Origin of the sequence: Thermocoleostomius sinensis A174 (assembly GCF_026802175.1) — a bacterium.
Lineage (GTDB): Bacteria > Cyanobacteriota > Cyanobacteriia > Elainellales > Elainellaceae > Thermocoleostomius > Thermocoleostomius sinensis.
This window is the reverse complement of sequence record NZ_CP113797.1, coordinates 3786158-3813021: the sequence shown is the minus strand read 5'-3', so window position 1 is coordinate 3813021 and position 26864 is coordinate 3786158. Positions and strand designations below refer to the sequence as shown.

At 47.0% G+C, this 26864-nt stretch carries 26 protein-coding genes and 1 riboswitch; of the genes, 7 read left to right on the top strand and 19 right to left on the bottom strand.

Going from position 1 to position 26864, the window contains the following annotated elements:
• Positions 1–824 precede the first annotated feature (824 nt).
• On the top strand, positions 825–1076 hold the full coding sequence (locus OXH18_RS16530) for a hypothetical protein (protein WP_268608205.1): 252 nt from the start codon (positions 825–827) through the stop codon (positions 1074–1076).
• A 29-nt stretch (positions 1077–1105) separates the two neighbouring features.
• Positions 1106–2818 carry an HAD family hydrolase gene (locus OXH18_RS16525; RefSeq protein ID WP_268608204.1) on the top strand — a complete coding sequence of 571 codons (1713 nt, stop codon included), beginning with the start codon at positions 1106–1108 and terminating at the stop codon, positions 2816–2818.
• Positions 2819–2866: 48 nt separating this feature from the next.
• On the opposite strand, the gene OXH18_RS16520 is transcribed toward OXH18_RS16525, so the two are convergent.
• Positions 2867–3787 (bottom strand): carbonic anhydrase, encoded by a 921-nt coding sequence (locus tag OXH18_RS16520; protein WP_268608203.1) that lies wholly within the window; start codon positions 3785–3787, stop codon positions 2867–2869.
• 511 nt (positions 3788–4298) lie between these two features.
• Between OXH18_RS16520 and OXH18_RS16515 the strand changes: the two genes are divergently transcribed.
• Both OXH18_RS16515 and OXH18_RS16510 read left to right on the top strand, forming a co-directional pair.
• Positions 4299–5090: an IS5 family transposase gene (locus tag OXH18_RS16515; protein ID WP_268607476.1), complete on the top strand. Its 792-nt coding sequence runs from the start codon at positions 4299–4301 to the stop codon at positions 5088–5090.
• Between the two features lie 97 nt (positions 5091–5187).
• Entirely contained in the window at positions 5188–5721 is a 534-nt protein-coding gene (locus OXH18_RS16510) for a GNAT family N-acetyltransferase (protein WP_268608202.1), read from the top strand.
• 462 nt (positions 5722–6183) lie between these two features.
• Here the strand turns inward: OXH18_RS16510 and OXH18_RS16505 are convergent, their stop codons facing one another.
• From OXH18_RS16505 to OXH18_RS16495, 3 genes are all read right to left on the bottom strand, one after another.
• On the bottom strand, positions 6184–6408 hold the full coding sequence (locus OXH18_RS16505) for a hypothetical protein (protein WP_268608201.1): 225 nt from the start codon (positions 6406–6408) through the stop codon (positions 6184–6186).
• Positions 6409–6883: 475 nt separating this feature from the next.
• Positions 6884–7186, bottom strand: coding sequence for a hypothetical protein (locus OXH18_RS16500; RefSeq protein ID WP_268608200.1), 303 nt, complete (start codon positions 7184–7186; stop codon positions 6884–6886).
• A gap of 116 nt (positions 7187–7302) precedes the next feature.
• Positions 7303–7551: a hypothetical protein gene (locus OXH18_RS16495; protein ID WP_268608199.1), complete on the bottom strand. Its 249-nt coding sequence runs from the start codon at positions 7549–7551 to the stop codon at positions 7303–7305.
• Between OXH18_RS16495 and OXH18_RS16490 the strand changes: the two genes are divergently transcribed.
• Positions 7551–7745, top strand: coding sequence for a hypothetical protein (locus OXH18_RS16490; RefSeq protein WP_268608198.1), 195 nt, complete (start codon positions 7551–7553; stop codon positions 7743–7745). The genes OXH18_RS16495 and OXH18_RS16490 overlap by 1 nt on opposite strands.
• A 30-nt stretch (positions 7746–7775) precedes the next feature.
• Here the strand turns inward: OXH18_RS16490 and OXH18_RS16485 are convergent, their stop codons facing one another.
• The 6 genes from OXH18_RS16485 to OXH18_RS16460 all read right to left on the bottom strand — a co-directional run bounded on the left by OXH18_RS16485 (position 7776) and on the right by OXH18_RS16460 (position 18153).
• Positions 7776–9419, bottom strand: a complete 1644-nt coding sequence (locus OXH18_RS16485; protein WP_268608197.1) for an alpha-amylase family protein — start codon at positions 9417–9419, stop codon at positions 7776–7778.
• A 246-nt stretch (positions 9420–9665) separates the two neighbouring features.
• On the bottom strand, positions 9666–10454 hold the full coding sequence (locus tag OXH18_RS16480) for a calcium-binding protein (RefSeq protein WP_268608196.1): 789 nt from the start codon (positions 10452–10454) through the stop codon (positions 9666–9668).
• Between the two features lie 631 nt (positions 10455–11085).
• Entirely contained in the window at positions 11086–12417 is a 1332-nt protein-coding gene (locus OXH18_RS16475) for an HlyD family efflux transporter periplasmic adaptor subunit (RefSeq protein ID WP_268608195.1), read from the bottom strand.
• 41 nt (positions 12418–12458) lie between these two features.
• Entirely contained in the window at positions 12459–14603 is a 2145-nt protein-coding gene (locus OXH18_RS16470; protein WP_268608194.1) for a peptidase domain-containing ABC transporter, read from the bottom strand.
• Positions 14604–14693: 90 nt separating this feature from the next.
• A complete protein-coding gene (locus OXH18_RS16465) occupies positions 14694–17135 on the bottom strand; it encodes a T3SS effector HopA1 family protein (protein ID WP_268608193.1) in 2442 nt (813 codons plus the stop codon).
• Positions 17136–18033: 898 nt separating this feature from the next.
• Positions 18034–18153: a DUF4278 domain-containing protein gene (locus OXH18_RS16460; protein WP_268608192.1), complete on the bottom strand. Its 120-nt coding sequence runs from the start codon at positions 18151–18153 to the stop codon at positions 18034–18036.
• A gap of 32 nt (positions 18154–18185) precedes the next feature.
• Positions 18186–18257: riboswitch (Glutamine riboswitch) on the bottom strand.
• 150 nt (positions 18258–18407) lie between these two features.
• Here OXH18_RS16460 and OXH18_RS16455 point away from each other — a divergent pair.
• Positions 18408–19616, top strand: coding sequence for a glycosyltransferase (locus tag OXH18_RS16455; RefSeq protein WP_268608191.1), 1209 nt, complete (start codon positions 18408–18410; stop codon positions 19614–19616).
• A gap of 6 nt (positions 19617–19622) precedes the next feature.
• Here the strand turns inward: OXH18_RS16455 and OXH18_RS25550 are convergent, their stop codons facing one another.
• The gene (locus OXH18_RS25550) at positions 19623–19679 is read right to left on the bottom strand and encodes a hypothetical protein (protein ID WP_390904396.1); all 57 of its coding nucleotides are present in this window, start codon (positions 19677–19679) and stop codon (positions 19623–19625) included.
• A 50-nt stretch (positions 19680–19729) separates the two neighbouring features.
• Between OXH18_RS25550 and OXH18_RS16450 the strand changes: the two genes are divergently transcribed.
• A complete protein-coding gene (locus OXH18_RS16450) occupies positions 19730–21247 on the top strand; it encodes a thioredoxin-like domain-containing protein (RefSeq protein ID WP_268608189.1) in 1518 nt (505 codons plus the stop codon).
• Between the two features lie 108 nt (positions 21248–21355).
• On the opposite strand, the gene OXH18_RS16445 is transcribed toward OXH18_RS16450, so the two are convergent.
• The 8 genes from OXH18_RS16445 to OXH18_RS16410 all read right to left on the bottom strand — a co-directional run bounded on the left by OXH18_RS16445 (position 21356) and on the right by OXH18_RS16410 (position 26775).
• On the bottom strand, positions 21356–22093 hold the full coding sequence (locus OXH18_RS16445) for a rhomboid family intramembrane serine protease (protein WP_268608188.1): 738 nt from the start codon (positions 22091–22093) through the stop codon (positions 21356–21358).
• A 225-nt stretch (positions 22094–22318) separates the two neighbouring features.
• Positions 22319–22666, bottom strand: coding sequence for a hypothetical protein (locus OXH18_RS16440; protein ID WP_268608187.1), 348 nt, complete (start codon positions 22664–22666; stop codon positions 22319–22321).
• 134 nt (positions 22667–22800) lie between these two features.
• Complete coding sequence (gene petE / locus OXH18_RS16435; protein WP_268608186.1) at positions 22801–23181, bottom strand: plastocyanin; 381 nt, start codon at positions 23179–23181, stop codon at positions 22801–22803.
• 292 nt (positions 23182–23473) lie between these two features.
• Positions 23474–23965 carry a photosystem II cytochrome c-550 gene (psbV, locus tag OXH18_RS16430; protein ID WP_268608185.1) on the bottom strand — a complete coding sequence of 164 codons (492 nt, stop codon included), beginning with the start codon at positions 23963–23965 and terminating at the stop codon, positions 23474–23476.
• Between the two features lie 343 nt (positions 23966–24308).
• Positions 24309–24800, bottom strand: a complete 492-nt coding sequence (locus tag OXH18_RS16425; protein ID WP_268608184.1) for a YajQ family cyclic di-GMP-binding protein — start codon at positions 24798–24800, stop codon at positions 24309–24311.
• Between the two features lie 156 nt (positions 24801–24956).
• Complete coding sequence (locus OXH18_RS16420; protein ID WP_268608183.1) at positions 24957–25388, bottom strand: MAPEG family protein; 432 nt, start codon at positions 25386–25388, stop codon at positions 24957–24959.
• A gap of 73 nt (positions 25389–25461) precedes the next feature.
• On the bottom strand, positions 25462–25965 hold the full coding sequence (locus OXH18_RS16415; protein ID WP_268613198.1) for a DNA recombination-mediator protein A: 504 nt from the start codon (positions 25963–25965) through the stop codon (positions 25462–25464).
• 114 nt (positions 25966–26079) lie between these two features.
• Positions 26080–26775, bottom strand: a complete 696-nt coding sequence (locus tag OXH18_RS16410) for an FHA domain-containing protein (protein WP_268608182.1) — start codon at positions 26773–26775, stop codon at positions 26080–26082.
• Positions 26776–26864: the final 89 nt, after the last annotated feature.

The following is a 26864-nucleotide window of genomic DNA, read 5'->3' as shown; positions in this document are numbered from 1 at the left end:
TGGGCGCTAAGCAAAACGTGCCCACATTTCCTTAAACTTAGCTAGATCCCTGATGAAGCGCGCTTTGGCGTTGCTGAATGCAGGATGAATTGCCCGCATCCCCAACCCTGCTCCCCAGGAAGAAGGGAGCCAGACCTGTTGTTCCCTCTGCTTTGGAAGAGGGCTAGGGTGAGGACTGCCTTTTGTTCAGCAGCGCCGCGTGTTTTTAATCAAAACTGGGATAGTGCGATCGGCTCATCTTTTTGAAAGTCAGATCTGGATGTAGGCTTCTCGGTCGTTAAATAATGGCAATGATTAGCATTTGTCTACATCAATTTTGCTTTAACTTCTGAGCGTTGCTGATTGGATGAATCACGTCAGGGCATTTCGCAAAACTCTCTGACAGTCGAGATCAAGATCGCTCAATTCTATTTGAATTCAGCCACGCCAACTTCTTAACTCAGTCTAAGAGGTTATTGACTCTAACAGTAGAAACACTTTGTGCTAAACCTTGTACAGCGGGTTGAAGTTAAACAAGATTGAGAAGTAATTTGAGCAAGTTTACGAATCAATCTATTCTAATCATAGAAATGGTCTTTTTTTTGTAGATTACTCGATCGACCTACTTAAACAAAGTCTATCTACTGGTTGAGCTATATTACCCAAAAATATTTCGCGAGTCAGAAGAAATGATAGTTACAGTTTTTTAATCTATTTCTAACCTAGGTTCATTAATCAGAAGATGACTTAAACATCTGTTGAAAAATCTGGTTAGTAGTCTAAAACTAGGTAACAAGTTATTTCTATTTATGCCACCCAAAGATATCTAGAATCGAGGAGACCTTATGGCTTCAACGGCACCCCTAACGGGTTCTGAATTGATTGATTGTGCAAGGGCAAATAGTCCTAAAGGTATAAAAATTGCTGCTTCTCGCTGTGGCTATGGTGAAGATATTGCCGCCTTTGAAGCAGCCTTACATCAGGCTGGCGAACATCTCGGTATTGAAATTAATCGATTTGAAGATTTGATTCATTCAGCCAGCGATCGTCAAGAAACGGGAATTGATGTTGCTCCTGATTCCCCTAGTGACCTGTAAAAAATTTCTGACTATAGAAAGTTCTAACTATGCGCTACTTTGCCCTTGCAACCGATTATGACGGAACGTTGGCCACCCATGGTCAAGTTGATCCAGAAACCTTAGACGCGCTTAAGCGTTTGCGAGAATCCGGACGCAAACTGCTTCTGGTTACAGGTCGTCATCTCGATGATCTAGAGCAGGTATTTCCCCACATAGATTGGTTTGACTGTGTTGTAGCAGAGAATGGTGCGTTGTTATATTTCCCAGCCACTCGCGAAACACAGTTATTAGGCGATCGGCCGTCGGACGCATTTATTCAAGCTCTTCAAGCCCACAACGTGGAGCCACTCGAAGTCGGGCGAGTTATTGTCTCTACTTGGGAACCCCACGAAACGGTTGTATTGGAAACCATTCGTGATCTGGGCTTGGAATTGCAAGTTATTTTCAACAAAGGGGCGGTCATGGTTTTGCCATCAGGCATCAATAAGGCTACTGGCTTGAAGGCAGCCCTCGATCGCATGGAGCTATCGGTGCACAATGTGGTAGCCGTTGGGGATGCCGAAAATGATCATGCCTTCCTCGATATTTGCGAATGCTCGGTTGCGGTTGCGAATGCGTTGCCTGGGCTGAAGGAACGTGCTGACTGGGTGACGCAAGCAAGCCGAGGTGCAGGCGTGGTGGAATTGATCGATCAGTTAATATCTTCTGATTTGGAAGCGATCGCTCCTTCAATTACCCGACATCAAATTCTGCTGGGAACAAAAGCCGATAACAGCGAGGTGTCTCTTCGTTCCTATGGCTCAAGTTTACTGATTGCAGGAACATCAGGCGGCGGCAAATCAACCTTAGCAACAGGAATCTTGGAACGGTTAGCTGAACAAGACTATCAATTTTGCATCATCGATCCGGAGGGAGACTACGACGATTTTGCTGGTTCAACAGTGTTAGGAAGCGCGCAGCAACCGCCTAATATTTCGGAGGTGCTCGATTTACTCAGCAATCCCGCTCAAAATGTGGTGGTCAATTTGCTGGGGGTGAAGCTGGAAGAGCGCCCCTCCTTCTTTGCTGGCTTCCTGCCAGCCCTGCTGGAAATGCGGGCCCGCACCGGACGACCGCACTGGTTGGTTGTGGATGAAGCTCATCATATGCTGCCAGCTTCTTGGAATCCAGCATCGCTGACACTACCGCAAGCCCTCCAAAATTTGCTGATGATTACTGTACACCCTGATCATGTGGCAGTTCCGGCCCTTGAGTTGGTGAATACAATCATTGCAGTTGGACAAACGCCCAATAAAACGATCGCGGCTTTCTGTGAACCTCTGGGTTCCTGTCCCCCTGACCCGTTGCCCGATCGATTAGAAGCTGGCGAAGTTTTGGCTTGGTTTCGTCAAACAGACGAACCGCCGTTCCGCTTTCACATTGCGCCACCCCGTACCGAACGCCAACGCCATACGCGAAAGTATGCGGAAGGGGAATTGGGTAAGGACAAATCTTTCTACTTCCGAGGCCCCGATGCCAAATTAAACCTCCGGGTTCAAAATCTGGTGATGTTTGTGCAATTGGCAGAAGGTGTGGACGATGAAACCTGGTTGCACCACTTGCGACAGCAGGATTATTCTCGCTGGTTCCGAGATGATGTCAAGGACGAAACACTAGCAGAGGAAGCTGCCGAAGTTGAAACGACGAATGATCTGTCTGCAAGTGAAAGTCGCGATCGAATCAAAGCCGCAATCAATCGACGCTATACTCTGCCTGCTTAACCTTCACTGTCTGAACATAGACAAATAAGACAAGTCGAGAGTGCATATCTATCGGCTACCTCGATAGATACGATCGGCTTGTTCCGGAGACAACCACAAATTGGAAAATGGATCGGAATGGGGCTGTGCTTGCTGTTCGGCGGCTGGAGCACGGTTTCCATTCCGGCTCGCTTCAGCCGTTCGATTGGTCACAATAGATACTTGCTCTTGTCCTTGTTTACGAGTTGGCGATTTAAATTTTGGTTCATCTTCGCTCTCAGGTGCCCATGGCAAGGTGCAAGCCACTGGAGGGAGATGATTACTGTCTACATAGTCTCCAGATAACGCACCTACATCTTCCGAAAGCAGATATTGCGGTGGCACATAGGCATGGGTTTCCGGATCATAAGCCAGCACTTCGCCAGTTTCGATTAAGTAGATCCAAGCGTAAATTTTGAGCGTGCCACGAAATAGTTTTGCCCGCACCACGGGATAGGTTTCCAAATTCTCAATTTGGGTTAAGACGTTCTCCGCCACCATGATTTCTAGCAGTTCTTCTTTTGAATACTCGCCTTGGTAATTGTCTACCACCAGCCTTCGCGTAGCTTCTGCATGTTTGAGCCAATCATACACCAGTGGCATGGTTTGCTCTAGTTCGCCAATTTGTAGCAAGCCTTTCATGGCGCCGCAGTGAGAATGACCGCACACGACGATTTGATCAATACCTAGGGCATGAATTGCATACTCGACTGTGGCTCCTTCGCCTCCATTTGCCGCTCCATAGGGAGGAATGATGTTACCAGCATTGCGAATGACAAACAAATCCCCCAATTCTGTATCGGTCAGCCGATTAGGGTCGATGCGGGAGTCGGCACAGGTAATGAACAAAACCCTGGGTTTCTGACCATGAGAAAGTTGCTCTAGCAAATCATAATGAGTGGAAACATATTGCGATCGAAACTTTTCCAACCCTTTAATCAGTTTTCTCATAATCCCTTCCCCTTGCCAAAACAGTGATGGCCGCTTTTGGTCTAGGCTGCCATCCTTACATTGTCTCCCAAATTACGTCTTCTGCGGCAGGGAACTACAGATTGTTATCTCTAGTGAAATAGATGGTGATTGCCAGAAGGGTTGAAAGTTAGATTAAGCGGCAAAAAAAGGGGGCAGAATGCAGTATTCTGTCCCCATCTAATTAAAAAATGACGTCTGGCGATAGCTTCATTTCCAACGCTTGTCAAATCAAAGTTTTATATCTGGATTCAACACTTCTGGTTATCTGTAAGCGTTCGAGGTTATCTACGGTGGGTGATTGGGAACGTTATACGGCTCAAATTAGTAGACGGGCAATTGATCGCTCATCCGTTAGTGTTAAGGTCAAGTTAGCGAGAGTTATTGATTTAGCGGTGCTTTAAGAGGGTGTTTGAGAAGCCAGGAAGGTCGTAAAAAAGCTCACTCAGTGTAGGCTGCGAATAGCAAATATCTACAGCCCTGAGTGAGTCAGATGAGTAAAGCATATCCCAGTAACCTAACCCGCGCCCAATATGAGGTTTTGAGTGAATTAATTCCAGCAGCAAAGCCAGGTGGTCGTCCTCGCAGCGTTGACCTGTGGGAGGTGCTCAATGCCATGCTCTATGTTCTGGTTGAAGGCTGTCGTTGGCGTTCTTTACCTGGTGATTTCCCAGCCTGGCAGACGGTGTACACGTACTTCCGCAACTGGCGATTGGACGGCACCTGGATTTCCATTCATGACCAGTTGCACCAGTGGGTTCGCATCGATGCGCAACGCTATCCTAGTCCATCAGAAGCGATCATCGATAGCCAAAGCATCAAGAGTGCAGCAGGAGTTCATCAACAAGTTGGCTTTGATGGAGGCAAGCTGATTACAGGACGCAAACGATTTTTAACGGTGGATACGTTAGGACTGGTTTTGCGGGTGTTTGTGAGTGCGGCAAACCTGGGGGAACGCGAAGGGGGCAAACGTGTCCTCAAACGAGTCAAACGGATGAAGAAAAAGGTTTCACGCTTAATCACCATTTGGGTAGACGGCGGGTTCGATGGCGCCCCTTTTCTGATGTGGGTGATGGATGTTTGTCGTTGGATTGTGCAAGTTGTACTGCGACCTGAGCAAACCAAAGGCTTTAGCTTGCTCAAAAAGAGGTGGGTGGTAGAACGAACTTTTGGTTGGCTAATGGGATGCAGACGGTTGGTCAGAGACTATGAATTATTACCAGAGACATCAGAAACCTTGATCTACCTTGCCATGATTCGGATTATGGTGAGGCGGTTGGCATAAATTTGACACCTCAAATCTTTTCAAACACCCTCTTAGGTTCATTGAAGGTAGAGAGCATAGTAATCTGCAAGTTGAGATTGAAAATAGAGGAGTGTGTATGAAACCGCCACTATCTTTTGAAACTCAACGCTTGTCCTTAAGGCAACCAGTTGCTGAAGATGCAGCATTAATCTTCAAGCAGTATGCGCAAGATCCAGAAGTAGCTAAATATACAGGTTGGCAACCTCATCAATCGATTGAAGAAACCCATAAATGGCTCAGCCGATGTGTCTCAGTGTGGGCTGATGCATCTGCATTTCCTTATGTTCTGATTCGTAAGAAAGATGCTCAACTCATTGGCATGGTAGAAATTCGCTTCAATAACTTTAAAGCAGATTTAGGATATGTTCTTGCGAGATCAGAATGGGGTAAAGCATATATGCCAGAAGCCGTCCAAGTATTGACAGATTGGGCATTAGAGCAAGATGAGATTTATCGGGTCTGGGCGGTTTGTGATGTCGAAAATTCCGCATCAGTGCGGGTAATGGAGAAAGTTGGAATGCATAGAGAAGGTATATTAAAGCGGTGGTTCATTCATCCAAATATGTCTAAAGAGCCACGAGACTGCTATTGCTATGCAGTGAGCAAGTAAGAACTCAAAGCAGCAATTGGTAAGCAATCGCCCCTTCCGAAAAGACCATGGAGCGATCGGATGTGACACGTTGTTGAGGCGATGGGCTGTTCCACAACGTTCATTGAGCGATCGGTGATGGTAATAGACGAATTAGCCAGTACGTTTTTTCAAAATAAATAATTTATTAAATCATTTATTTTGCGAAACCTCTCTTACTAAACCAAACTAAGACATGTCATCTGATCAGACTTTTGTTCACAGTTGGATCGTTACCGATGAACCGACTGCACCAGAACCAATCGCAGGTTAACTGCAAGCCAAGATGTACATGGGCTGCTTTACCCTTGTGCAGAGCGATCGTCTCCTTGGTTCTGTGTACCTGACAAATAAAACATTTAATAAATCATTTATTTTCTATAGACACAAGAAAAGGCTAGGTGAATTACCGCCTAGCCTCATCCATGTTTGAACTCAAACTGTTTAACTTGTGATTCGATAGTGCGTATTGATGCTCATAACGATGCCGGGTTCCGGCGTCGGTAGCAGCGGACTCCAGGTAGTTGCTTCTCGAAACCTGGCATCATGCAACTGATGAATGGCTTCTCTAACACCTGCTGGAGAACTCATCAGCACGACTTTGACAGGTTCTCGGTTGGGTGTACATGGCGCATTTAACCCACTTAAGATGGGATTTTCTTCACTCATAGTCACTCCTGAGTTTGTGTAAGTAGGAAACTCAGAAGTCTAGTTACCCTTCTGGTAACTGTGAGTCTAGCTGCCATAAATGATCTACGATCATTCACAGCTTCAGACTGTCCTGCGCTTAAAGGTCACAGTCTGGGGTTAGAGGCTCAGGCATCGCTGGTAACTTTGCCTAGCCTCGCTAGACTTCTGAGGGAGATTCAAACAACATCAGGGCAAACAAATCATTTGCCCATAACAAAGCAGAGTAGCGAGTTCGATCGATTGAGTCAATCCGTGACTATGGGGTGACTATTGCTGTTTTTTGGATTGTTCAAAGAAAATAACTTTAAAATTATTTTTTGTATTCGGTTATACAATTCAAAATTTACCTCGATCGGTTCTGACTATGAGATGACTATGAAGTGGGCATAGTCAAAATTAAATCCTTATGCACAAGGCTTTTAAGCCTATTTCTCCTTCCTTCACACGGATGGGGTCACTGGTTCGAATCCAGTATCGCCCATAGATTCAAGTCAGCTACATCAATCGCGTGAGTTCGGGTATTGACTGCTACGGTTTTGCCTACTTCTGCTTCACCCGTAACGTTAATTAGAGGCAATCGGTTTTCTGGTAGAGAAGTGATAGATAGTGTGTGATTGCTTTCCTTGCCACGATCGGTTTCTTTGTAACCACTGATCATGGGTGGACCCCGCTCCGATTGAAAAGCGTGACCTTTGTACCCAACATCATCTGCGAATCTGGATGAAGGATGGACTAAAATGCCTTGCTTGGTTTTCATAAGGTTCACCACTTTGCGATGACAAGATACAGACTTATCGGCAACTGTGGCGAAGATTATGCAAAAGCTTGAGCAGCAAACGAATCGTTCATTCAACAGGCTAGTTAAAGCCAAATTTAGGATAGGCGACTCTCTACAAACGATCGTCCTGCTAACATGGCCGCATTACTCGTTTCATAAGTACGCCGATCGCACAGCACGTGCAAGTCTGGACTGATTACCCAAGATAAGTAGCGATCGTTGCCGCCATAGCTGACGCCAACAATCCAACCCGGGTAGGCGGATAGTTGCACGATCGTCCCCTCGTTCATCGCTGCTTGGCTCCTTGCGCCCGTTAACGCCATTTTGCCCGAAATTTCACCCAATGAGCATCACCAACGCGGGGGATGTCAATTCGTTGAAGTATCATGAAACCGAGGGCAAGGTAAAAGAATTGCTTAAACAGCTTAGTAGAAGGCAAAAAATTGTGACTGTTGCAGATTTGCGCTTACTCAGCGTTGACGACTATTATCGTATGGTAGAAGCAAGCGTTCTTGCAACCGATGAGGAGTTGAGCTAATTGCAGGGCACAGCGTGTTGGATTACAGACTTATAAGTGCACGCCCCCAACGCGAAACCAGCGGTAGCCATAGCCCTCTAGCTCAATGTCATGACAGCCTTGCTCAACGCCTTCATAAGGTTGATCTTCCAAAACATCTGTTAAGCAATTTGCATCCTCGTCCTTCAGTTGAAGGCTGACGACACAAGACTGACTCGATAGGTTATGGAGAGCAATGACTGTCCCTTTGCGCCACTCACAGCGATGGGCAAACACGGCAGGATTATCAGTTTCAATAATTTCCCACTGCCCCCAGCCAAACTCTGGACATTCTTTACGCATCCGAATGGCGCGTTCCATCCAGTTGAGCAGTGAACCCGGATCGCGACGTTGAGCAATCACATTTAACTGCTGATAACCATAAGGTTCTTCGTTAATTACCGATCGCACCAGTTTGTCTGAATCAGCCGTTGAAAACCCGCCGTTGGGTTGGTCTGACCATTGCATTGGGGTACGAATGGCGTTGCGTTCCTCGATCGATAAATCATCGCCCATGCCAATCTCTTCACCATAGAACAAAACTGGCGTGCCGGGCAGGGTTAACATGAGGCTATAAGCTAACCGAATTCGCCGGGGATCGTTGTCAACGAGCGGCGGAAACCGCCGACGAATACCGCGATCGTAGATCCAAACTTGTTCTTTATCTTGTCCAAAACGTTGCAGAATTTCGTTCTGTTCTGCGTCTGAAAGCTTGTCTAAGGTTAGTTCATCATGATTGCGAACAAAATATGCCCATTGACCAACATCAGGTGGCACAGGCTGTGCCTTCAAGCCCTCTATTAAGGGTGTTGCTTCTTCCCGAGCCAGGGCCAGCGTTAAGGTTTGATTGCCTAAGAAACTAAATAACAACTGCATTCGATCGCCATCGCCAAAGTAGTCAGCGATCTTATCCATCGGCTCATTCACTTCAGCGAGAACGATGGCATCACCCCGACGCCACGACAGAAAATTGCGAATTTCTTTCAGGAACAGCAGCGGATCTTTGGCCTCGGCCGTATCTTTAATTCCTTCTAGCTCAATCAAAAACGGCACCGCATCTACCCGAAAGCCTGACACACCCAATTGCAGCCAAAATCCCATCACTTTGTAAATTTCCTCGCGCACTTCGGGATTTGCCACATTCAGATCTGCCTGGTGGTCATAGAAGCGGTGAAAATAATAGGCTCCAGCTTCTTCGTTATACGTCCATGTACTTTCTTGATAGCCTGGAAAAATCACGCCTTCTTCAGCATTTTCGGGTTTTTCCTCTGCCCAAACGTAGTAGTCACGATACTTCGAGTTTTTGTCCTTACAAGCCGCTTGAAACCAAGGGTGATCGGTAGATGTGTGGTTGACCACCAAATCCACAATGACGCGCAATCCACGATGCGAGGCTTGGCGAGTAAACTCTACAAAATCACCTAGGGTTCCGAGTCGCGGATCAACGTTGTAATAATCGGTGATGTCGTAGCCGTTATCGCGATTGGGTGTGGGGTAGAACGGCATCAGCCAAATGCAGTTAATCCCCAGACCGGCAATGTAATCGAGGCGATCGATCAGTCCTACAAAGTCACCAACACCGTCTCCGTTTCCGTCCATGTACACTTCTACATCCAGGCAATAGATGACAGCGCCTTTGTACCAGAGGTCTATCATGATCGCGTCTCCGTAACGGCAGTGACATCCTACCGTTACACCCCAGTAGGGTAACTCTATCAACGGGTGTATTTGCAAACAAATAGGAAAAGGCAAACTACAGAGAACTTTATTAGAGAACCTGTAGTTTGCTTTGTTTTTAGTGTTTGGTGATGGGTGGTCGGTAACTGGGAATGGGCGATCGGTCAGGTTGCAGTCCCTCCCTATTCCCTATTCTCTACTCCCTATTCCCCTCGATCGATGTATCTACGCTACCTGCCCAACAGTTGTCGCCGTGACTGTGGCATCAACGACAACAGCAACCAGATTGTTTCCATTCTGGCTGAGAATGAACGTGTCTGAAATTGATCGCGATGTTCTATCACGGAAGTTGCCACGAATGAACTGATACGAGCTAATTCGATCGCGCAGATTGAGAGCATCACCATCAGCAGCACTAAAGTCATTGATGATGGCGAAGGACTGATCACCTGTGGTTGCACCAGGGCGGGCAGATGGAGTTCTAGCTTGCCGCCCGCCTGTATAGTTGGTGAACAGGTTGAAGATATCTGCCCCTGCACCACCATACATTTCTTCGCGCTCAAACAGGTTGCCAGATTGAATGCCATTGTGGGAATTAATGACATCATCATCGGCGCCGCCAGACAGGAAATCAGAACCACCACCACCAACGATGGTGTCTGCCCCAGCACCGCCTAGGAGAACATCATCGCCGGAAGCACCATTGATGAAGTCATCACCCTCTTCACCGTTGATGAAGTCGTTGCCATCGCCACCGAACAGCGAATCGTCACCTAGTCCACCCAAAATGGAATCGTTTCCTGCCCCCCCAAACACCGTATCGTTGTCTGCGCCACCGTCAATGGTGTCATTGCCATCGCCAGTTTCAATGTAGTCATCTCCAGCGCCGCCATTGGCTATGTCGTTGCCACCTCCACCATAAATCTCATCATTGCCACCATTGCCAAAAAATATGTCATCTAGAAGCGTACCTAAAAAGAAATCATCATCTTCTGTACCGTTAAAAATAGCCATTGAATTCTATCTCCTTGTGCTTTAGATACCTTCTTGCGAAGTAAAGGTAAACCACGCTGTTGGCGTAGGTAAGCATCACTAAACTAGCCCTTAGCCCTAGTCACCCTTGCAACCGGATCAGTTGTACGATCAAATAATCGCACGGGTAAATTTCGGTATAAAAAATAACTGGGTAGAGGCTAGTCGTGTTTCATTCGGTTGCAACCGAAATCGTAGCGATTCTTACCTTTCATTGCTTCTACGCGATCGTGAAACCATCCGGATAAAATTGAGCGTTTTGGAACGAGTTAAAATTTCTTTTCCAAACCCTGTTGCGCGTGTTAAAAGTTACTTAAGCTCTTCCCATTAGGGAAAATTTGTGCAACGGTAGGATTACTAAATTTAAAAGCAATAGTGACAAGGCACTTAACAACTGCTTTAAGCCGTCGGACATACTGAAACGCCATCCTGTCATTAGAATCACCCCACTGATCAATGCCGCCGCCAACTCTCGATCGCTTGATTACGTGGGTTATGGAGTGGGTCTATCGCAGATTCATTACTTTTGCGGAGTCTGGCTGGTTTTGACGTTCTTGTAACGCTTTATCAATCAACTTGGCAACGAGCCAAGAGACCAATCGCTCTTCGAAGTTTATAAATCCGTTAATATTCTTGCCCGTCGCAAGATGAAGCGGAGCGGCGTTTCTTGCCTAGCAATGATATTGGACTGGGCTTCCATGCCTGCTTGCAGCAGACACTGCCGATTGCCACGAATCAGGGCTGTCGCATTCGGTTGAATGGTGACCTCAAAGTAATTATCGGTGGGGGCAGACGAACTTGATGCCGTGGATTGAGTCGCGATCGCATCGGGTGAAACGGCGATGACAGTTCCTTGTAGTGTTCCATAGTCTGGATAGGGACAGGCACTAATACGAGAAATCGTTGATTGTCCAACTTGAATATTATTGATATCTTGGGGTGCAACTCTGGCTTTCAACACCAGTTGGTTGTTAGTAGGAGCAATTTCGGCGATCGTCTCGCCAGCATTCACCACTTGATTCGGATTGCGTAAATTTAACCGCAAGATCGTGCCATCGGTAGTGGCCCGAATCGCACTGCGTTGCAGTTGGTCGTCGGTTTGTTTGAGTTGGGTTTCCGCTTGCAGGAGTTGGTTTTGCAGGTCAGCCCGCAGTTGCACCAAGGATTCGCGTTCTTGTGTTAAGTTAGCTACCGTTGCAGTGCGATTGGCTTGTTCTTGAGCAATGCGTTCTTGGGCAATGGCCACAGTTGCATCGGTAGGATTCAATGCCGCCTGGGCCCGTGCCACCTGTGCTTCTGCCGTTTGTACCGCGGCTTGCTTTTCTTCAACTTGCAGTTGTGAAACGGCTCCTGTGTTGGCTAGCTGTTGATAGCGCTGCCATTCGCTGCGGGCAAATTGTAGGGCAGCTTCTGCTTCAGCTAAGTCAGCTAGAGTGGTGGCTTGTTGTTCGCTCAGTGCCCGTTGATCGCGGCGCAGTTCGGCTTGGGCGGCCGCAACAGCTTGTTGTCCCGATCGAGACTCTGCGGCAATTTGCGTATCCAACGATCGAATTTGCGCGTCCATTTGCGCTAGTTGCAACTGATATTGACGTACTGAGGCAACGAGTTGATCTCTCTGAGTTTCCAGTTGCGATCGATCGAGTTGGGCAATTACATCTCCCTGTTGCACGGTTTGATTGGGGGTGACTTCGATCGCCTCGATCGTGCCATCAATCCCTGCCTGCACTAGCCGCACGTCCCCATCTGGACGAACTGTTGCTGCGGCCCTCACCGTGATGTTGTAAGGAATCACCGCTGCAAGGGCGATCGCCACCCCCACACTACCTATTAAGATCAGTCCGCCCAACATAGCCCAGCGGCCGATCGGCGGTAAAAACTCGTCAACGTTGACGGGACGACTCGGTTGAACAGGTTGATCAAAGAATCGTAGCGGTTTCTGTGTCATTGTTTTACGCCTGCTCTCGCGGTTTGCTGTCACTTCCTGCTCTAAACCTCTAGAAAATCTAAATGGTCGCCTACTTGAGCTTGCAGATCCATCTGGGTACCTTCGAGTTTGAGTTTGCCCTCTTCCAGAAACACAATCCAATCGGCTTGTCGAATCACTTTGGGGCGATGGCTAATCAAAATGGTGGTTTTGCCCTGCCGATGCCACAGCAATTTATCAAGCAGGTCTGCTTCGCTGGCTGGATCAAGCCCGCTAGTCGATTCATCCAAGATTAGAATCGGCGGCTGACTGGATAGCGCCCGAGCGATCGCCAGTCGTTGTCGCTGTCCGCCCGACAAATTTGAACCAAACTCGCCCAAAATGGTTTGATATTTTTCGGGCAGTCGGCTAATGAACTCATCGGCTCCGGTGATTTGACAAGCGCTTACAATCTCCTCGAAGCTAAGATGCGGATTGCCCATACGAAAGTTTTCAATGATCGATCGGCTCCAAAAGTGTGCCTCTTGAGGAATCAGTACAATTTGCTGACGGACACACTCGATCGATAAATCATCCAAATTGTACATACCAATGCGAATATTGCCAGACTGAATGGAATATAGTCCGGCAATTACCTTTGCCAAGGTACTTTTACCACAGCCCGATCGTCCAATGATGGCGATCGTTTGTCCGCCGGGTAGGGTCAGCGAGAAATCTTGCAGTAATTCTGTGCGACCAGGATAATGAAAATTCAAATTTGCGCAGGTAATTGTAGCGTCATCGGGAAGCGTGGCCCAGGGTTTGCGATCGTCGTCCTGCGTTTCAGGTGTGGCAGTAATTACCTCTTGCAATCGAGCACTAGCCGTTTGTACCCGAATCCAATCATCGACATAATCTACTAATTCGTCAATCAGCCCGACCACGTTGCTGTTGAGGGTCGTAAACGCCAATAATTGCCCAATCGATAACTCTTGATTAATCACTAACATACTGCCCAAGCCCAGCAAAATTGCGCGACCAATATCTGAAACCAAGCTGCTAAAGGTGCTGTTAATAATACCAATTTGCGTTGTGCGAAACATCAGATTTGCTAGACGACCGAATCGACTTTGTAGTTCTTCCCAAAATTGGGGACCAGCCGTCGTAGTTTTTAGAGTCAATGCACCTTTAAATGTTTCTACCAACACGCCCTGATTCTCTGTCTCCAGTACCATTGCTTGCCGTGTTTTCTGCCGCAAAATCGGCTGGAACCCGATCGTTGAGATCGTCATCACCAGCGCCACAAGCAATGCCACAAGTGCCAGTTTCCAGCTATAAAACAGCATTAATCCCAATGAGACGAATGCAATCAGGATGGAACTTGGCAAACTCACAACCGCTTCCGAGACTAGACGGTTGATTTCTTCAATGTCGCGCAATCGACTAACAACTTCACCGCTGCGACGTGTTTCATAATAGGTTAATGGTAATCGTAAGATTTGCTGACCGAATTCTAAAATGAATCCCAGTTCTAATCGTTGAGCGAAATGTGCAATCAGGTTATCAGCAACCAAAGATAACCCACTCCGAATCAGATACATGACCACAACTGCAATCACCACTCCAAATAGCAATCGCGTATCGCCTTGAATGAGCACATCATCGGTTAGTATCTGAATAAACACCGGAGATGCTAACGAGAGTAACCCAATTAAACTGGCACAGAGCACTGCTTCCAGCAAGATGTGACGGTAGGGCAAAACTCGCGTCCAGAATTGTGCCACACCATCTACTCGATCGCTCGATTGAGCATAGAAGCGACTGGGATCGGGTTCCAATAGCAAAATGACCCAATCCTTCCAACCATCGGTCAACTCATCTTCGCTTAAGTAACGCAGACCGATCGCTGGATCTGCTACCACATAGCGATGGCCACGTTTACCGTACAACACCACCCAGTGCTTACCGCGCCAGTGAATAATTGCAGGCAAGGGAATTCGATCGAGATGATCGAGAATTTTCGGCGAAGCACTGGCCGATCGGGCAAAGAGTCCTAACGACTCGGCCCCTCGTCGCAACCCCAATAGCGTTGTGCCCAGTTGTCCTGTCCCAATTGCCTCTCGAATGCGGCTGAGCAAGAACGTTCGTCCATGATGCTTGGCGATCGAGGCTAAACACGCCGCCCCACAATCTTCCTCACTATGCTGTAGAACCAGCGGATATCTCATTGAAATAACAGTTACAATACGAACAATCGATAGAAGGTAAGTTGCTAGAAATAACGTTACTTAGATAGGATGTCTCAAAAAATTGAATCTTTAGCATCTATCTAATGGTATGTAAGGGTCAGAATTTGTGCCTGTTGCCTCATTAAGGTAAGGAAACTGCAACGAAATGCCATGCTGGCTAAACAATCGCTCAATTTCAGCTAACCGATCGCTAGGTGTGTTTTTGCCCTGTGTCTTTGCAGTTAACAACGCTTCTGCCAAAATCTGGCAGCGATGTAATCCGAACTCCAGTCCGTTTAGGGGTTCCTCAGCCAAGCCGATTCCTGGAGCTAATTGCTTTGTCAGAAATGGAGTTTTGGAACGAAACTGAGATTGAGTAGCTAAATAGATGTGCTGTAATAAGGGAAAAATCAGAGAATAATGTTGACGCTCTATATGTAAAACTCCTGTATCGTATCGATGATATTGATCTAAATGTAAAAGCACCTTAAATGTAAATGGAATAGTGAGGCGGTTTAAACCGTGGGTTAGCCGTCTCATCAACTCGATCGCGCCAGTCGAAGTCACATTAAAACAAATTTCTAGGGTGGGTTGACTATCTTTAATCGGGCCACACTGACTCACCGCAACATAGAAATCACTCTCTAGCAAATTGTGGGGCAGATAAATTGCTACTAAATCACCGATTGTCTTGGAAAATTGCTCCGGCGCAAGCTGTTGACGACGAACATGCAGAACTAAACCGTTCTTCTGAACAATCAATTTTTTATCTTGCGTGCGGGATTGAATACGCCAGTCCGGATCAAAATACCCTCTGCCTGTGTTAGCCTGATCAATCGCTTGAAAGAAATCAAGATTGATTCCGCGAATGGTATCGTTTTTATGAGCATCACCCGATAAATCATTGTTTGATTCGCAACAGGCTAAATGTTCACCACTGTAGTAAAGATCGTACAAATAGTTGCGTAGGTGTGTCGTTAATAAGGTTTGTTTCAAATCCGGTGGAAATTTATTGAACCGAGCGCGAAGTTCCAGAGACAATTCCATTGGGTTGAAGCGATCGTGATCAAATTCTCCATCGAATGAGAGGTGTAAATGGTGAGCAATATCTTGTAACACGTCGTCCACGGATTCCATTTTGTTGTTCTGTAGACCCGGCTCACAGCTTTTTGCTGGCATTGAAGGTTTCTGGTCATCCACTGGTTGAGGAGACTGAATGGTAAGAGGTGGAAGGCTCCAAATCGCTTCATCGGCACTGGTTTCAGGCGAAACGTCCTCGCATCTTGTCAATTCTGCGGCGCTTAACCCAAAGATTGTGGTAATTGTTGCTTCCGGTGAACACAATAAAGCTTTGGCCACCTCCATCATCCCAATTCCCACATTTCCGAAGGGTTCGTAGTATTGAATATGGGCCTGCAGAGATTCAATCAGTGCCAGCCCGGCAAACTGCATCACACGCGACAAGAACTCGGGAAACTCTTGTAAAATCTGGGGAAAATGAGCCAGATAGCTGCGTACAAACAGCCTCATAGAAGGTTGCAGTACATCCAATGGAACTACTGCCAACCGCAATGCCGTTTCGATTGAAATATCGGGGCTAAGGGTTAGACTTTTCAACCAGATTTTTAGATAACTAGCAATGATCGTTCCCACGTCGAAGGCTGGATCGCCCCACGCCCATTTCTCCCAATCAATGAAGCGAATGATTGTTTGATCGTGATACAGAATGGGTAAAGGCATCCTTAATGAAGCTGATTGAGTCGATCGCGCAATGGAGTGTAGTGCCTTTGGTTGAACAGAAGCTGCCCAATTCTGCCATTCAGTATGCAATAAAATATTGTTGAACTTTAAATCTTGATGCGTCAGACAACAAGCGTGATAGGAGGCAGACAACCGATCGATCGCTTGTGCCAGGCTATCATAGCGTTGATACAGTTCATAGAATTTCAGCCCATCACTCGTCGTTTTGCCAAAAATATCCGGGCTAAGATACCGAAGCTCCTGACCAAAATCTGGTAAACTCGCATCGAAATCAGCCTGTTCAGCTAGCGTTTGTTGCAGCGTTGCATCACCAAATGTTGAGTAATGAATAGAAGCAAGCCCGTAGCCCAAAGCAGCAGCGATACTCGTTGGAAACTGCTGGTGATTGGTGTAAAACTGGTCGAGATCAGAATACTCTGTTAAGTAGTTAAAAATGGCGATCGATCGTGCTTGGTCAAATGCTACAAACTCTGACATTAAGTTAAGAATCTGACCAGCGGTAGGAGATTCTTGAAGTGACTCATATAGTAACCATTCGTAGCTTAAATCTCCTTTAGTTTGTCCTCGTTCATCGTGCGGTTCTTGCTTGACCAAAATATGACGATCGGGCGAAACTTCTACCACTAAATTAAAGTTTTTGCAGGCTTTTAATTCAATCTTTTGTAACTGATTAGATTGAAAAGAAAAGGAATGATAGCGAGATAGATAATCAATAACATTATGAGTTCCTAATAGGAACGGGGTGATTTTAGCGGAAGTTGCGCTCGTCATTCTAGCCATACAGATGTCTGTCCTAAAGGATTTACCAAAGAAACAGGAGCCAGAAACATAGCGAATCCGGCTCTCTGCCTAACTAATCTGCCTAACTAAACAGTTGCAACTTTTAGTTCCAATTTAGATATTGGAATACAAAGGTGATCGCACTGTTACCTAGGTTCTGCTACGGTTGCGTCTGCGATTACGACGCACAACCCGGCGTCGAGGACGTCTTGCTGGGCGGCGACGGCGACGAGTGTTAGTATTAGACCGCCTTCTACCTCCAGAAATGAGTGATTCGTCCTCTTCTGTTAAATCTGTTAAAAAGCTTTCACTATCTGAGAAAAGAGCTAAACCTGTAGGGCGAATATCAGCAATTGAATTCGTATCCATTTCAACGATCTCCAACACGTACACATTGCTTAAGATGAAGCAGCATTCACTGACCAATTCATCTTTACTTCTTCAAAATAGAGGTTATTTGAGATGTATTCAACACTGATGAAGACTTTCTCATCAATTTCTTACGCTAAGTTTAACTTCCTGTCTGGAGCCATCATTCATACTCTAGAGTGAAATCTGTTTGTTTAGCAAGTGGACGATCGCAACGAGATTGGTAGTCAGTAATGCTTTAATCAATGCTTTGATATAACACTGAAGATAACTCCATTAATGTGTCAAGATAGCAAATAGCCAGTTCCATTGAAGCAATAGAAGTATACGTTAGTTATAGTTGGTTTTATGTCTACTATCTTTAGACAGATATGAAAATCTTGAATTAAACATGCAAATGTAGAAGGGTTCGAGAGCATTACCAAATAGAAAAAACCCCGGTCAAGCCGGGGCAATGTGTTTGTCTCTCAACTTAAAACCTGCCATGTCTCAAGTGTTAAATTTTTTGAGCAAAATGAATCTATGCAGTGACGCGGAGTTTGTACATTAAACCCCGATACTTGATGACGATCGCACTTTCTTTGGTTGTCACTTCCGTATACTGAGCGTCATAGCGAACACCACGATAAAACAATTTCATCACAGTTGCCTCCTAGCAAGTTGAATGGATGAGGCGCGTTCCTTGGGGATAATCCCTACTTCCGTCTTCCAGCTTCCGAAGAGAATGATCTGGAGATGAACGATTTCTATATCTTTTCTATATCTTTAATTTACGAGGCGATAAAGTTCTGCCCATCCTGCTGACGGATACTCCAACCGGGTGAAAACGATCTAGCTGAGAGTTTTGTAATCGTTGTGTCGATACTAGGCGAAACTCCCAGACTTGATTGAGCTATGCAACTTCCTTCTCAACCATCCATCCCCCAACCAATCGCTCAAGCTATTACCTCAACTAGTACCGCTCGAGCCTCTTATCTGTTCGTGTTCCTAGAAATCTTTTCCGGTGAGGGCGGCATTCAGTCCTATGTTCAGGATATTTTTCGTAGCTATCTTAGCTTGGACAATGTGCCTGCTGCTGCTGTGTTTTTGTTGCGCGATCGACCTTGTAATCACTCGTTTCAGTCCCCTTTGCTGAACTTTCGCTACTTTCATACCAAATTCTCAGCAGTGGGACGGATGCAGTTGATGTTGGCAGTGCTGGGGTATGTGCTGCGACACCGACCGCAACGAGTATTTTGTGGGCACATCAATCTAGCTCCGTTAGTATGGGCAATCTGCCGACCCTTGGGCATTCCCTACACCGTGCTCACCTACGGCAAAGAGGTGTGGGAGCCGCTGCCAAAATTTCAGCAGCTTGCCCTGCAACAGGCCGATCGCATCTGGACAATTAGCCGCTATAGCCGCGATCGAGCTTGCGCATCTAATCAACTCAATCCTGAGAGAATCAAGCTGTTGGCGTGTGCTGTGGATGGCGATCGATTCACTCCCGCTCCCAAATCTTCAGAATTAGTCGAACAATACGGACTAGCCAACTCATTGGTATTAGTCACCGTGGCCCGGTTGTGGTCGGGTGATATCTACAAAGGTGTGGATGTGACGATTCGGGCGTTGCCCACGATCGCCCAAGCCATTCCCACGGTGAAATATCTCGTGATTGGACGGGGTGATGATCAGCCACGACTGGCAAAACTGGCTGAAGAATTGGGCATGGCCGATCGCGTAGTGTTTGCTGGATTTGTGCCCACCGAAGATTTAACAGAACACTATCGCCTAGCCGATGCCTATGTCATGCCATCGCAAGAAGGATTTGGCATTGTTTATCTAGAAGCGATGGCTTGCGGCATTCCTGTCTTGGCTGGAGATGCTGATGGTTCTGCTGATCCGCTTCAGGATGGAACGTTGGGCTGGCAAGTGCCCCACCGTGATCCATCTGCCGTCGCTGCCGCCTGTATTGAAATCCTTCAGGCAAAACAGGCTTTATTGCGGGGTGAAATCCACGATCGTCGCTGCAATGGTGAATGGTTGAGGCAACAGGCGATCGATTTGTTTGGTAAAGCGGCGTTGGCGCAGCAGTTGAAGCTACTGTTACAAAATAAAGATTAAAACGAGTCAGATTAGAGTTCCTTCAATTTGGCTCGACAGAACTGCTTCTTTACGAACATACATAAACCGGAATTCGTTAGGGTAGGAGAAGTTCTCTTCTCTAACTCTTTCCTATGGCTCGCATTAGAGCGCCCGAATTGCCCCAACATTATGCTTGGTTGAATACCGATCGCCCACTTTCGCTCACAGACCTGAAGGGGCGGGTAGTAATTTTAGATTTTTGGACCTATTGCTGCATCAATTGCCTGCACATTTTGCCCGATTTGAAATACCTGGAGCAAAAATACCGCGATTGCTTGACGGTAATTGGAGTTCATTCCGCCAAGTTTGACAACGAAAAAGAAACGGAAAACATTCGGCAAGCAATTTTGCGCTACGACATTGAGCATCCGGTACTAGTGGACAGTGGTTTTCAGGTGTGGCAACAGTACGCAGTGCGAGCTTGGCCAACGCTGATCGTAATTGATCCAGAAGGGTATGTGATTGGGGCGGCGTCGGGGGAAGGCAAGCGCGATCGACTCGATGAGTTGATTGGCAAACTGGTACAGGAGCATCGCCAAAAGGGTACGGTGAATTTTCAAGCATTGTCCTTGAAGTTGGAAAAGCAACAGCACCCACTGACCTCGCGACTGGCGTTTCCAGGCAAAGTGTTAGCGGATGCCGAATCAAATCTGCTGTTTATTGCCGATTCTGGTCATCATCGTCTTGTAGTCACCAGCTTGAGTGGTGACTTGAAACATGGGATTGGCACTGGAGAAGCGGGTCTCCGAGACGGTCGGTTTGATGAGGCTCAGTTTTTTGCACCCCAGGGCATAGCGTTCGATCGCTCTCAGCAAATCCTCTATGTAGCGGATACGGAAAATCATGCCATTCGACAAATCAACCTAAAGCAACAAACCATAGAGACAATCGCCGGAACGGGCAAGCAAAGCCGCGTGATGCGCCCACACAATGGGCAAGCTCTGGAACTAGCGCTTAACTCACCGTGGGATTTGGTTAAAATCGATCACTTTTTGTTTATTGCCATGGCAGGATCGCACCAAATTTGGGCACTGGATCTGAACGATGGCTTGATTGGAACCTATGCTGGTACTGGTGCAGAAGCCTGTGTAGATGGTTCTCTCGATGAAGCGACTTTCGCCCAACCCAGTGGCCTTGCCACAGATGGGGAAGAACTGTTTGTAGCCGATAGCGAGGGTAGTACAATTCGGGCGGTTGGACTAGGAGAAAACGCCCAAGTGCGATCGATCTGTGGCAGTGGCGATTTATTTGGGTTTGGCGATGTCGATGGTCAAGGCGAAGCCGTGCGGTTACAGCACTGTTTGGGAGTTGCCTATGCTGGAAATCATCAACTCTGGATTGCGGATACCTACAACCACAAAATTAAGCGGGTCAATACTGACTCTGGCGATTGTCAAACTATATTGGGTGATGGACTGTCAGGATGGTTAGATGGACGAGGACAGACAACACGATTTGCCGAACCATCGGGATTGAGTCTTGCCGGAGAGTTTCTCTATATTGCCGACACCAATAACCACGCCATTCGTCGAGTGAATTTAGAAACGCTGGCTGTCACAACACTATCGTTTCCCGATCTCTGTGCCCCTGATCTCTGTTTTCCTAACTGAGTTTTCCTGACTGAGTTTTTCCGACTGATAATGTCTTAGATCATGTCTTAAACGTATGACACCAATGAGGACGCACAATGTCCCCACTGGTGTCATCAAGTTAGCTGCTCAAATGTAGTCTTTCGTTTCGGAACTTTCAGGGCTAGCGGTTCCACCGGGAAATAATCCAAAAATGGGGCCAAGAACGGCTCCAAATAGGAAGCCACCTGCATGGGCCCAATAGGCAACACCACCACTTTCCATACCCACATTGGCAGGTGCACCTAAGCTAGCAATTCCGTAGAATGCTTGCTGTACAAACCATAGCCCCAAGAAGAAAATAGCGGGAATCCGAACGACAGTAATAAACAAGAAAATAGGTAGCAACGTTAAGATTCGCACCTGTGGGAATCGCAGAATGTAGGCTCCCATCACGCCTGCGATCGCCCCACTCGCCCCTAATGATGGAATATCAGAATAGCGAGCGAAATACCACTGAGCTAGCCCAGCCAGAACCCCACAAAGTAGATAAAAGATTAAAAACCGGACATGCCCCATTTGGTCTTCCACATTGTTGCCAAAAATCCACAGATACAACATGTTGCCGCCTAGATGCAGCAAGCCCGCATGAAGAAATTGGGAGGTGATCAGGCTCAGTCCTTCACCAGCAAGCGAGTAGTTAGGGTCTCCAACCAAACTAGAGGTTAGCTCGACTGGCACGATCGCCCAAGTGCGGAAGAACTGTTCGAGTGCCGGACCACCCATCAGGCTTGCTTCATAAAGAAAGGCAAGAACATTTAAGATAATCAATCCGTACGTGACATAGGAGCGGCGACGCACTGGATTTTCATCATTTAGGGGAACCACAGGCAATACCTCAGTAATTTGCGCAAAAACTTGTATAACGTAAATCCTAAAGGAAGATTAGCCTGCTTGATGCATTCTGACTTCCAACCAATGACAGAAAGCACACTGCAATGGCAACAAATGACAATCGGAGGACAATTCAACACCGTTAAACTTCATGACGGATAAGCAGCCAACTTGAGCGACTCTCCTCATGGTTGGATTCTTGCTGTAGAAAATCACTGATTAATGCGGTGCATCTGGAGAATCACTCAAATGTCGCGCAATCACGATCGCCTCTTCGGGGGTAAACCGAATCGGTAATCCTGGTTCCCAAGATTCCACATAGGTTTTGAGAAATACCCCCTCACAGGTAAAGCTGTAGGTTTGATGAATTCGCCATTGAGCCACACCCCGATAGCGCGATCGAACCAGCGCCATCACGGCTAGTTCCAGGGATGGATCGATCGGTAATGCTCCATCAACGGGTGAGAAATCCTCCAAACCAGTTAAACCCTTTGCTTCACGTTGTTGCCATTCCTGTAATGCTTGCAATTGCCGCAGCACATCGTCCGATCGATCTGACTCGCTCATGACCCGCACCGTATAGTACAAATGTATTGTACCGCAATAAAAAATGGAGGCGGTTGCCGGTGCCTCCATTTAGAAACAAATTGTTTACAATCGACCAATTAGTGCGATCAATTTAAACCAGACGAGTTAAGCATCTATTCAACAACGACTTTGCCTGCCATACCTGCACCCCGGTGAGGAGCACAGTAGTAAGAGTAGGTTCCAGGAGTATCGAAGGTCGCTTCATAAGATTCACCAGGAGAAAACATCAGTTGCTGATGAGACTTATTAGCCGCAGATCCTTCAAACACAATATTGTGAGGAGGAAGCTTATTGTTAACCCACTTGACAGTATCGCCTGCTTTAATCGTGACTGTTGACGGCTCAAATGCTAACAGTCCGCTGTCTGTACCCATCTTAACGGTGGCAGTTCCAGCCGCCGCGGGCGCAGCGGAAATGAAGAAACTGCTGGCGACGAATGCCATCACGCATAGGGCAAGACTTAAACTCCGGAAAACAAACGTCATCAATTTCATGAAATACCTCAGGAGATTTAAGTTGGATTCCATTCTTAACAAATTCTAGCGGAATGTTTTACCGGAAAGTTGTCATCCTTGGGTGGATTTCACGCTGCCTAGCAAAAAATGGAGTTCCACCCTTGAAGGCAAAACATCACAAATCAGCCCTCAAACAGTCTTTAACTAGCAAGTTGCTGAGCGAGTTAAACCAAAACCCTCGATGCTTAAAAAGCACTGCTATGGGTGATGCAGTGCCCTGCTTCTCTAACTTCAATCTATGTTCCTGGAACACGATCGAGCAACAATTGGATTAGTAGTAGATCTTACCACCGCCCCACTTAGCACCAACGACTTTGGGTTGAGTAAGAATATGACCCGAAATGGCAACCAAGTCCTCTTCGGTTAGGTTGCGCATCTTGGGAAAAATGTCGGTGCTTTGAGTGCTGGGGTGCAGTTCAGCGATCGACTCCATGCCGTCATAGGTTGTTGGATTGTGCAGATAATCAACGAGAGCCTCAATGTTATTGCGAGGTGGGGTTGCCTTCGCTAGCGTTTCTGGATCAAGCCCCACATTTGGATCGGTTTTGGTAATTCCACCCACATGGCATTGACCACAGGCGTAGTTGAATAAGCGCTTTCCTTGGGCCACCTGTTGAAGGCTGAGCACCATCGTATCTCCATCCTCATTGAGTGGCACTGTTCGAGTGGCTTCATCTAGTTCAGCAGCGATCGCTCCCCCTGCGAAGGTTTGAAAAGCAAAGAAAAGGGCGATCGCAACAAGCCAGATGTATTTCTTAAACATGGTTCTCCTTAAAAACGTCCTCAGTGACTCAGTTATCTGACATTCATACATCAGTTCAACACAGCGAGGCTCAATCTCTCGATGTCTAACTACCACAAACCTATAGGCGCAAGACTATAGACCAGGAGAATTCTCCTGTTGAAAACGTTGGGGGCAGACCAGAAGCCACCAATCATAACTGGGACGATGGAATGGGATGAATCGGCATCCCCCAATAGCGGTGCACGGACTGAGCAGGATTGAGCAATTCTCATTCAATATCATGCCACGAATGGGGACGCTCCAAGCGTTTGGTTCGTTTTGCAAGCGCGACTTCGTGAGCAGTGACAGGAAAGCGGTATGATTACCGGTAGTTGGTAAACTGCAAAGCCACTGGGTAATCTTCTTGTTTTAGGCGTTGGATCACCTGCTGCAACTCATCTTTCGATTTTGCCGATACTCGCACCGCGTCCCCTTGAATTGAAGCTTGCACCTTCTTAAATTCATCCCGAATCAACTTCGAGATTTGCTTGCCTAATTCAGAACTGATGCCTTTGCGTAATTTAATTTCTTGACGAACGCGGTTGCCGCTGGCCGATTCCACCTTGCCATAGTCAAAAATTTTGAGAGATAGGTTCCGTTTTGCCGCTTTCGTTTGCAGAATGGTGTGAATCGCTTGCAGGGTAAAATCGCTGTCGGTGTTGACCACGATCGCCTCTTCTCCTAATTCCACCGTGGTTTTAGTGTCTTTCAAATCGTACCGAGCACCAATTTCACGAGTAGTTTGGTCAATTGTATTGACCAGTTCTTGCCGATCGAAATCGCTGACGATGTCAAAGGAATATGTGGAAGCCATAGGCAAATGAATTTAAAACTAAAACTAAAGGGCGTCTAGCCATGAGACAGTCACCAAACATGCGACTACCACTCATCGCTCTAATCTTTCTAGTCTAGGATCTCTGGCTCAGCCATCGGATCATACTCTAGCAACATGGCTAATCGTGAGATTGAGTCATGAACTCGTTCGCAGTAAGGCTAATACAACTAGTGTGCCAATACAGAGCGATCCGGTTGCAAACATCAGCGATCGCAGAATAGGAGCATTGGCAATATAAAACACCGAATACAGCAAGCGAGCCACTATGTAGACCAGCACGGCGGTGGCGGCTATTGGAGCTTCAACTCCTGTAACGTAAGCCATCAGTGCCGCAGCGGTAAACAAAGCAAACGACTCAAATGAATTTTGATGGGCCCAAGTGGCGCGTTGAGCATACCCCGGCAGCTTATCAAACATGGCTCTGGGGGCAGCCATTGCCGCTCGATCATACCCGGCTTGCAAGCGTCCAGCCGCCACCAGTAGAAACGGAAGATAGACTAATATACCCGCGATCGCAATACCATAAATCAAGGTTGATGGAACCGAGAGTTGCTGTAGAAATTCCATGAGTCTTAGGAGATAGGGGGTAGGGAGTTAAACAAGCAGTTTGGTTCTCTTGCGTTCGGGCCGCTACCCTTGCTCAATCAAAATAGAACAAAGTGACGAGCTTGCGCTGTTCCTCAGCATCACTACAGGTTTTCAAAAGCGTGTGGCTATCGTGAAAGGCAAAGCAAATGAGTTGCTGGCAGCGCGAAATAATTTCCTGGTTGCAAACAGCGCTGGCTTCTGCCAAAGACAATGTATCATTCGCAGGGTTTTCTACTAAATGCATCACTTGCTCTAACTGATCTCGCGATTCACGCGGTTGCCGTTCCAAGCTTTGGGGCAAGATTACCGTCAGCAAATTTGGGTCAGCCCGCATCGCACCGCGAATGGCGGCCGAATTCGTTCCGGTTGCGCCAGAGGTCAACAGGTGGTTGCCTGCCAACACCAGGGCATAGCTCATCAACTCAATCAAGTACTGGTGCGTAATCGGGACATGGCGCGAGCCTAGCAGAGCAATTCGCTTCGAGCCGGTTTGTTGGATTGCGGCTAGCTCTTGCAGAAATTCATCAACCCTGGGTAAATCGATCGACTGACTCAAAGATGTAACTGACAAACAACGGAGATATTCTAGCAGGTGTCAGGGATTCACGATCATCCGAATCGATGATTAAATTGATAGGCTGCTTGTCAAATTTTGCCTAGCATTAATCAATTAATCAATTGATGGATCGGTTCGCAGAAACCTAGAGGTGGCATCTAAGGGGGCGTCTAACGGCTTGGTCGTTGGTTCATCCGCTGCTAACTCACGAACTATCAGACGAGTGACTGCCGTTGTTAGAGGATTCCAGCAGTGTAGTAGGCTCTCGACCTCATCGGCTATGGCAGGTAGGGATTGGTGCGATCGACAGTGGAAGAAAATAAACATAATGCTTCCCAAGCGGACCCGATCGCCATCTTGAAGAAGACGAAATTGTCGTACTAATTCGCCATTGACATACGAGCCATTGCGGCTATTGAGATCAATGAGATAAAACCCTTGCTCATGCACATACTTAATAGCAGCATGACACCGGGAAAGGCGATCATCAGGGATGGCGATGGCAACGCGCTGCGGATCGCGTCCGATTACCCAAGTTTGTTGCGCTTGCATCAAGCTCTGTGTGCTTCCCGCTACCAGGTTTGTCACCAGGTAAACTTCTGAACCAAGGGTGACACCTTGAAGGTAGATTAACGGGGTGTTGATGAGAGCGTGACTGCGTGAATACTCCAAGCTCAGTACTTCATCCAGCAAGCCCCGATGATGCTCATAGAGTTTTGAGAAAACCTGATATAACTGTAAACGCTGTAGTAGTTCTTCACCGTCTTGAGTTTCCATAAACTCTGAAGCCGATGGAACCCGGTGATCCATGAATGTCATACTGACCCTATTGACTTACCAAATCGACCAGGAACTGTGCCATTTTTGCCAACTTCAGATTAGTGTTCCCAACGATCGAC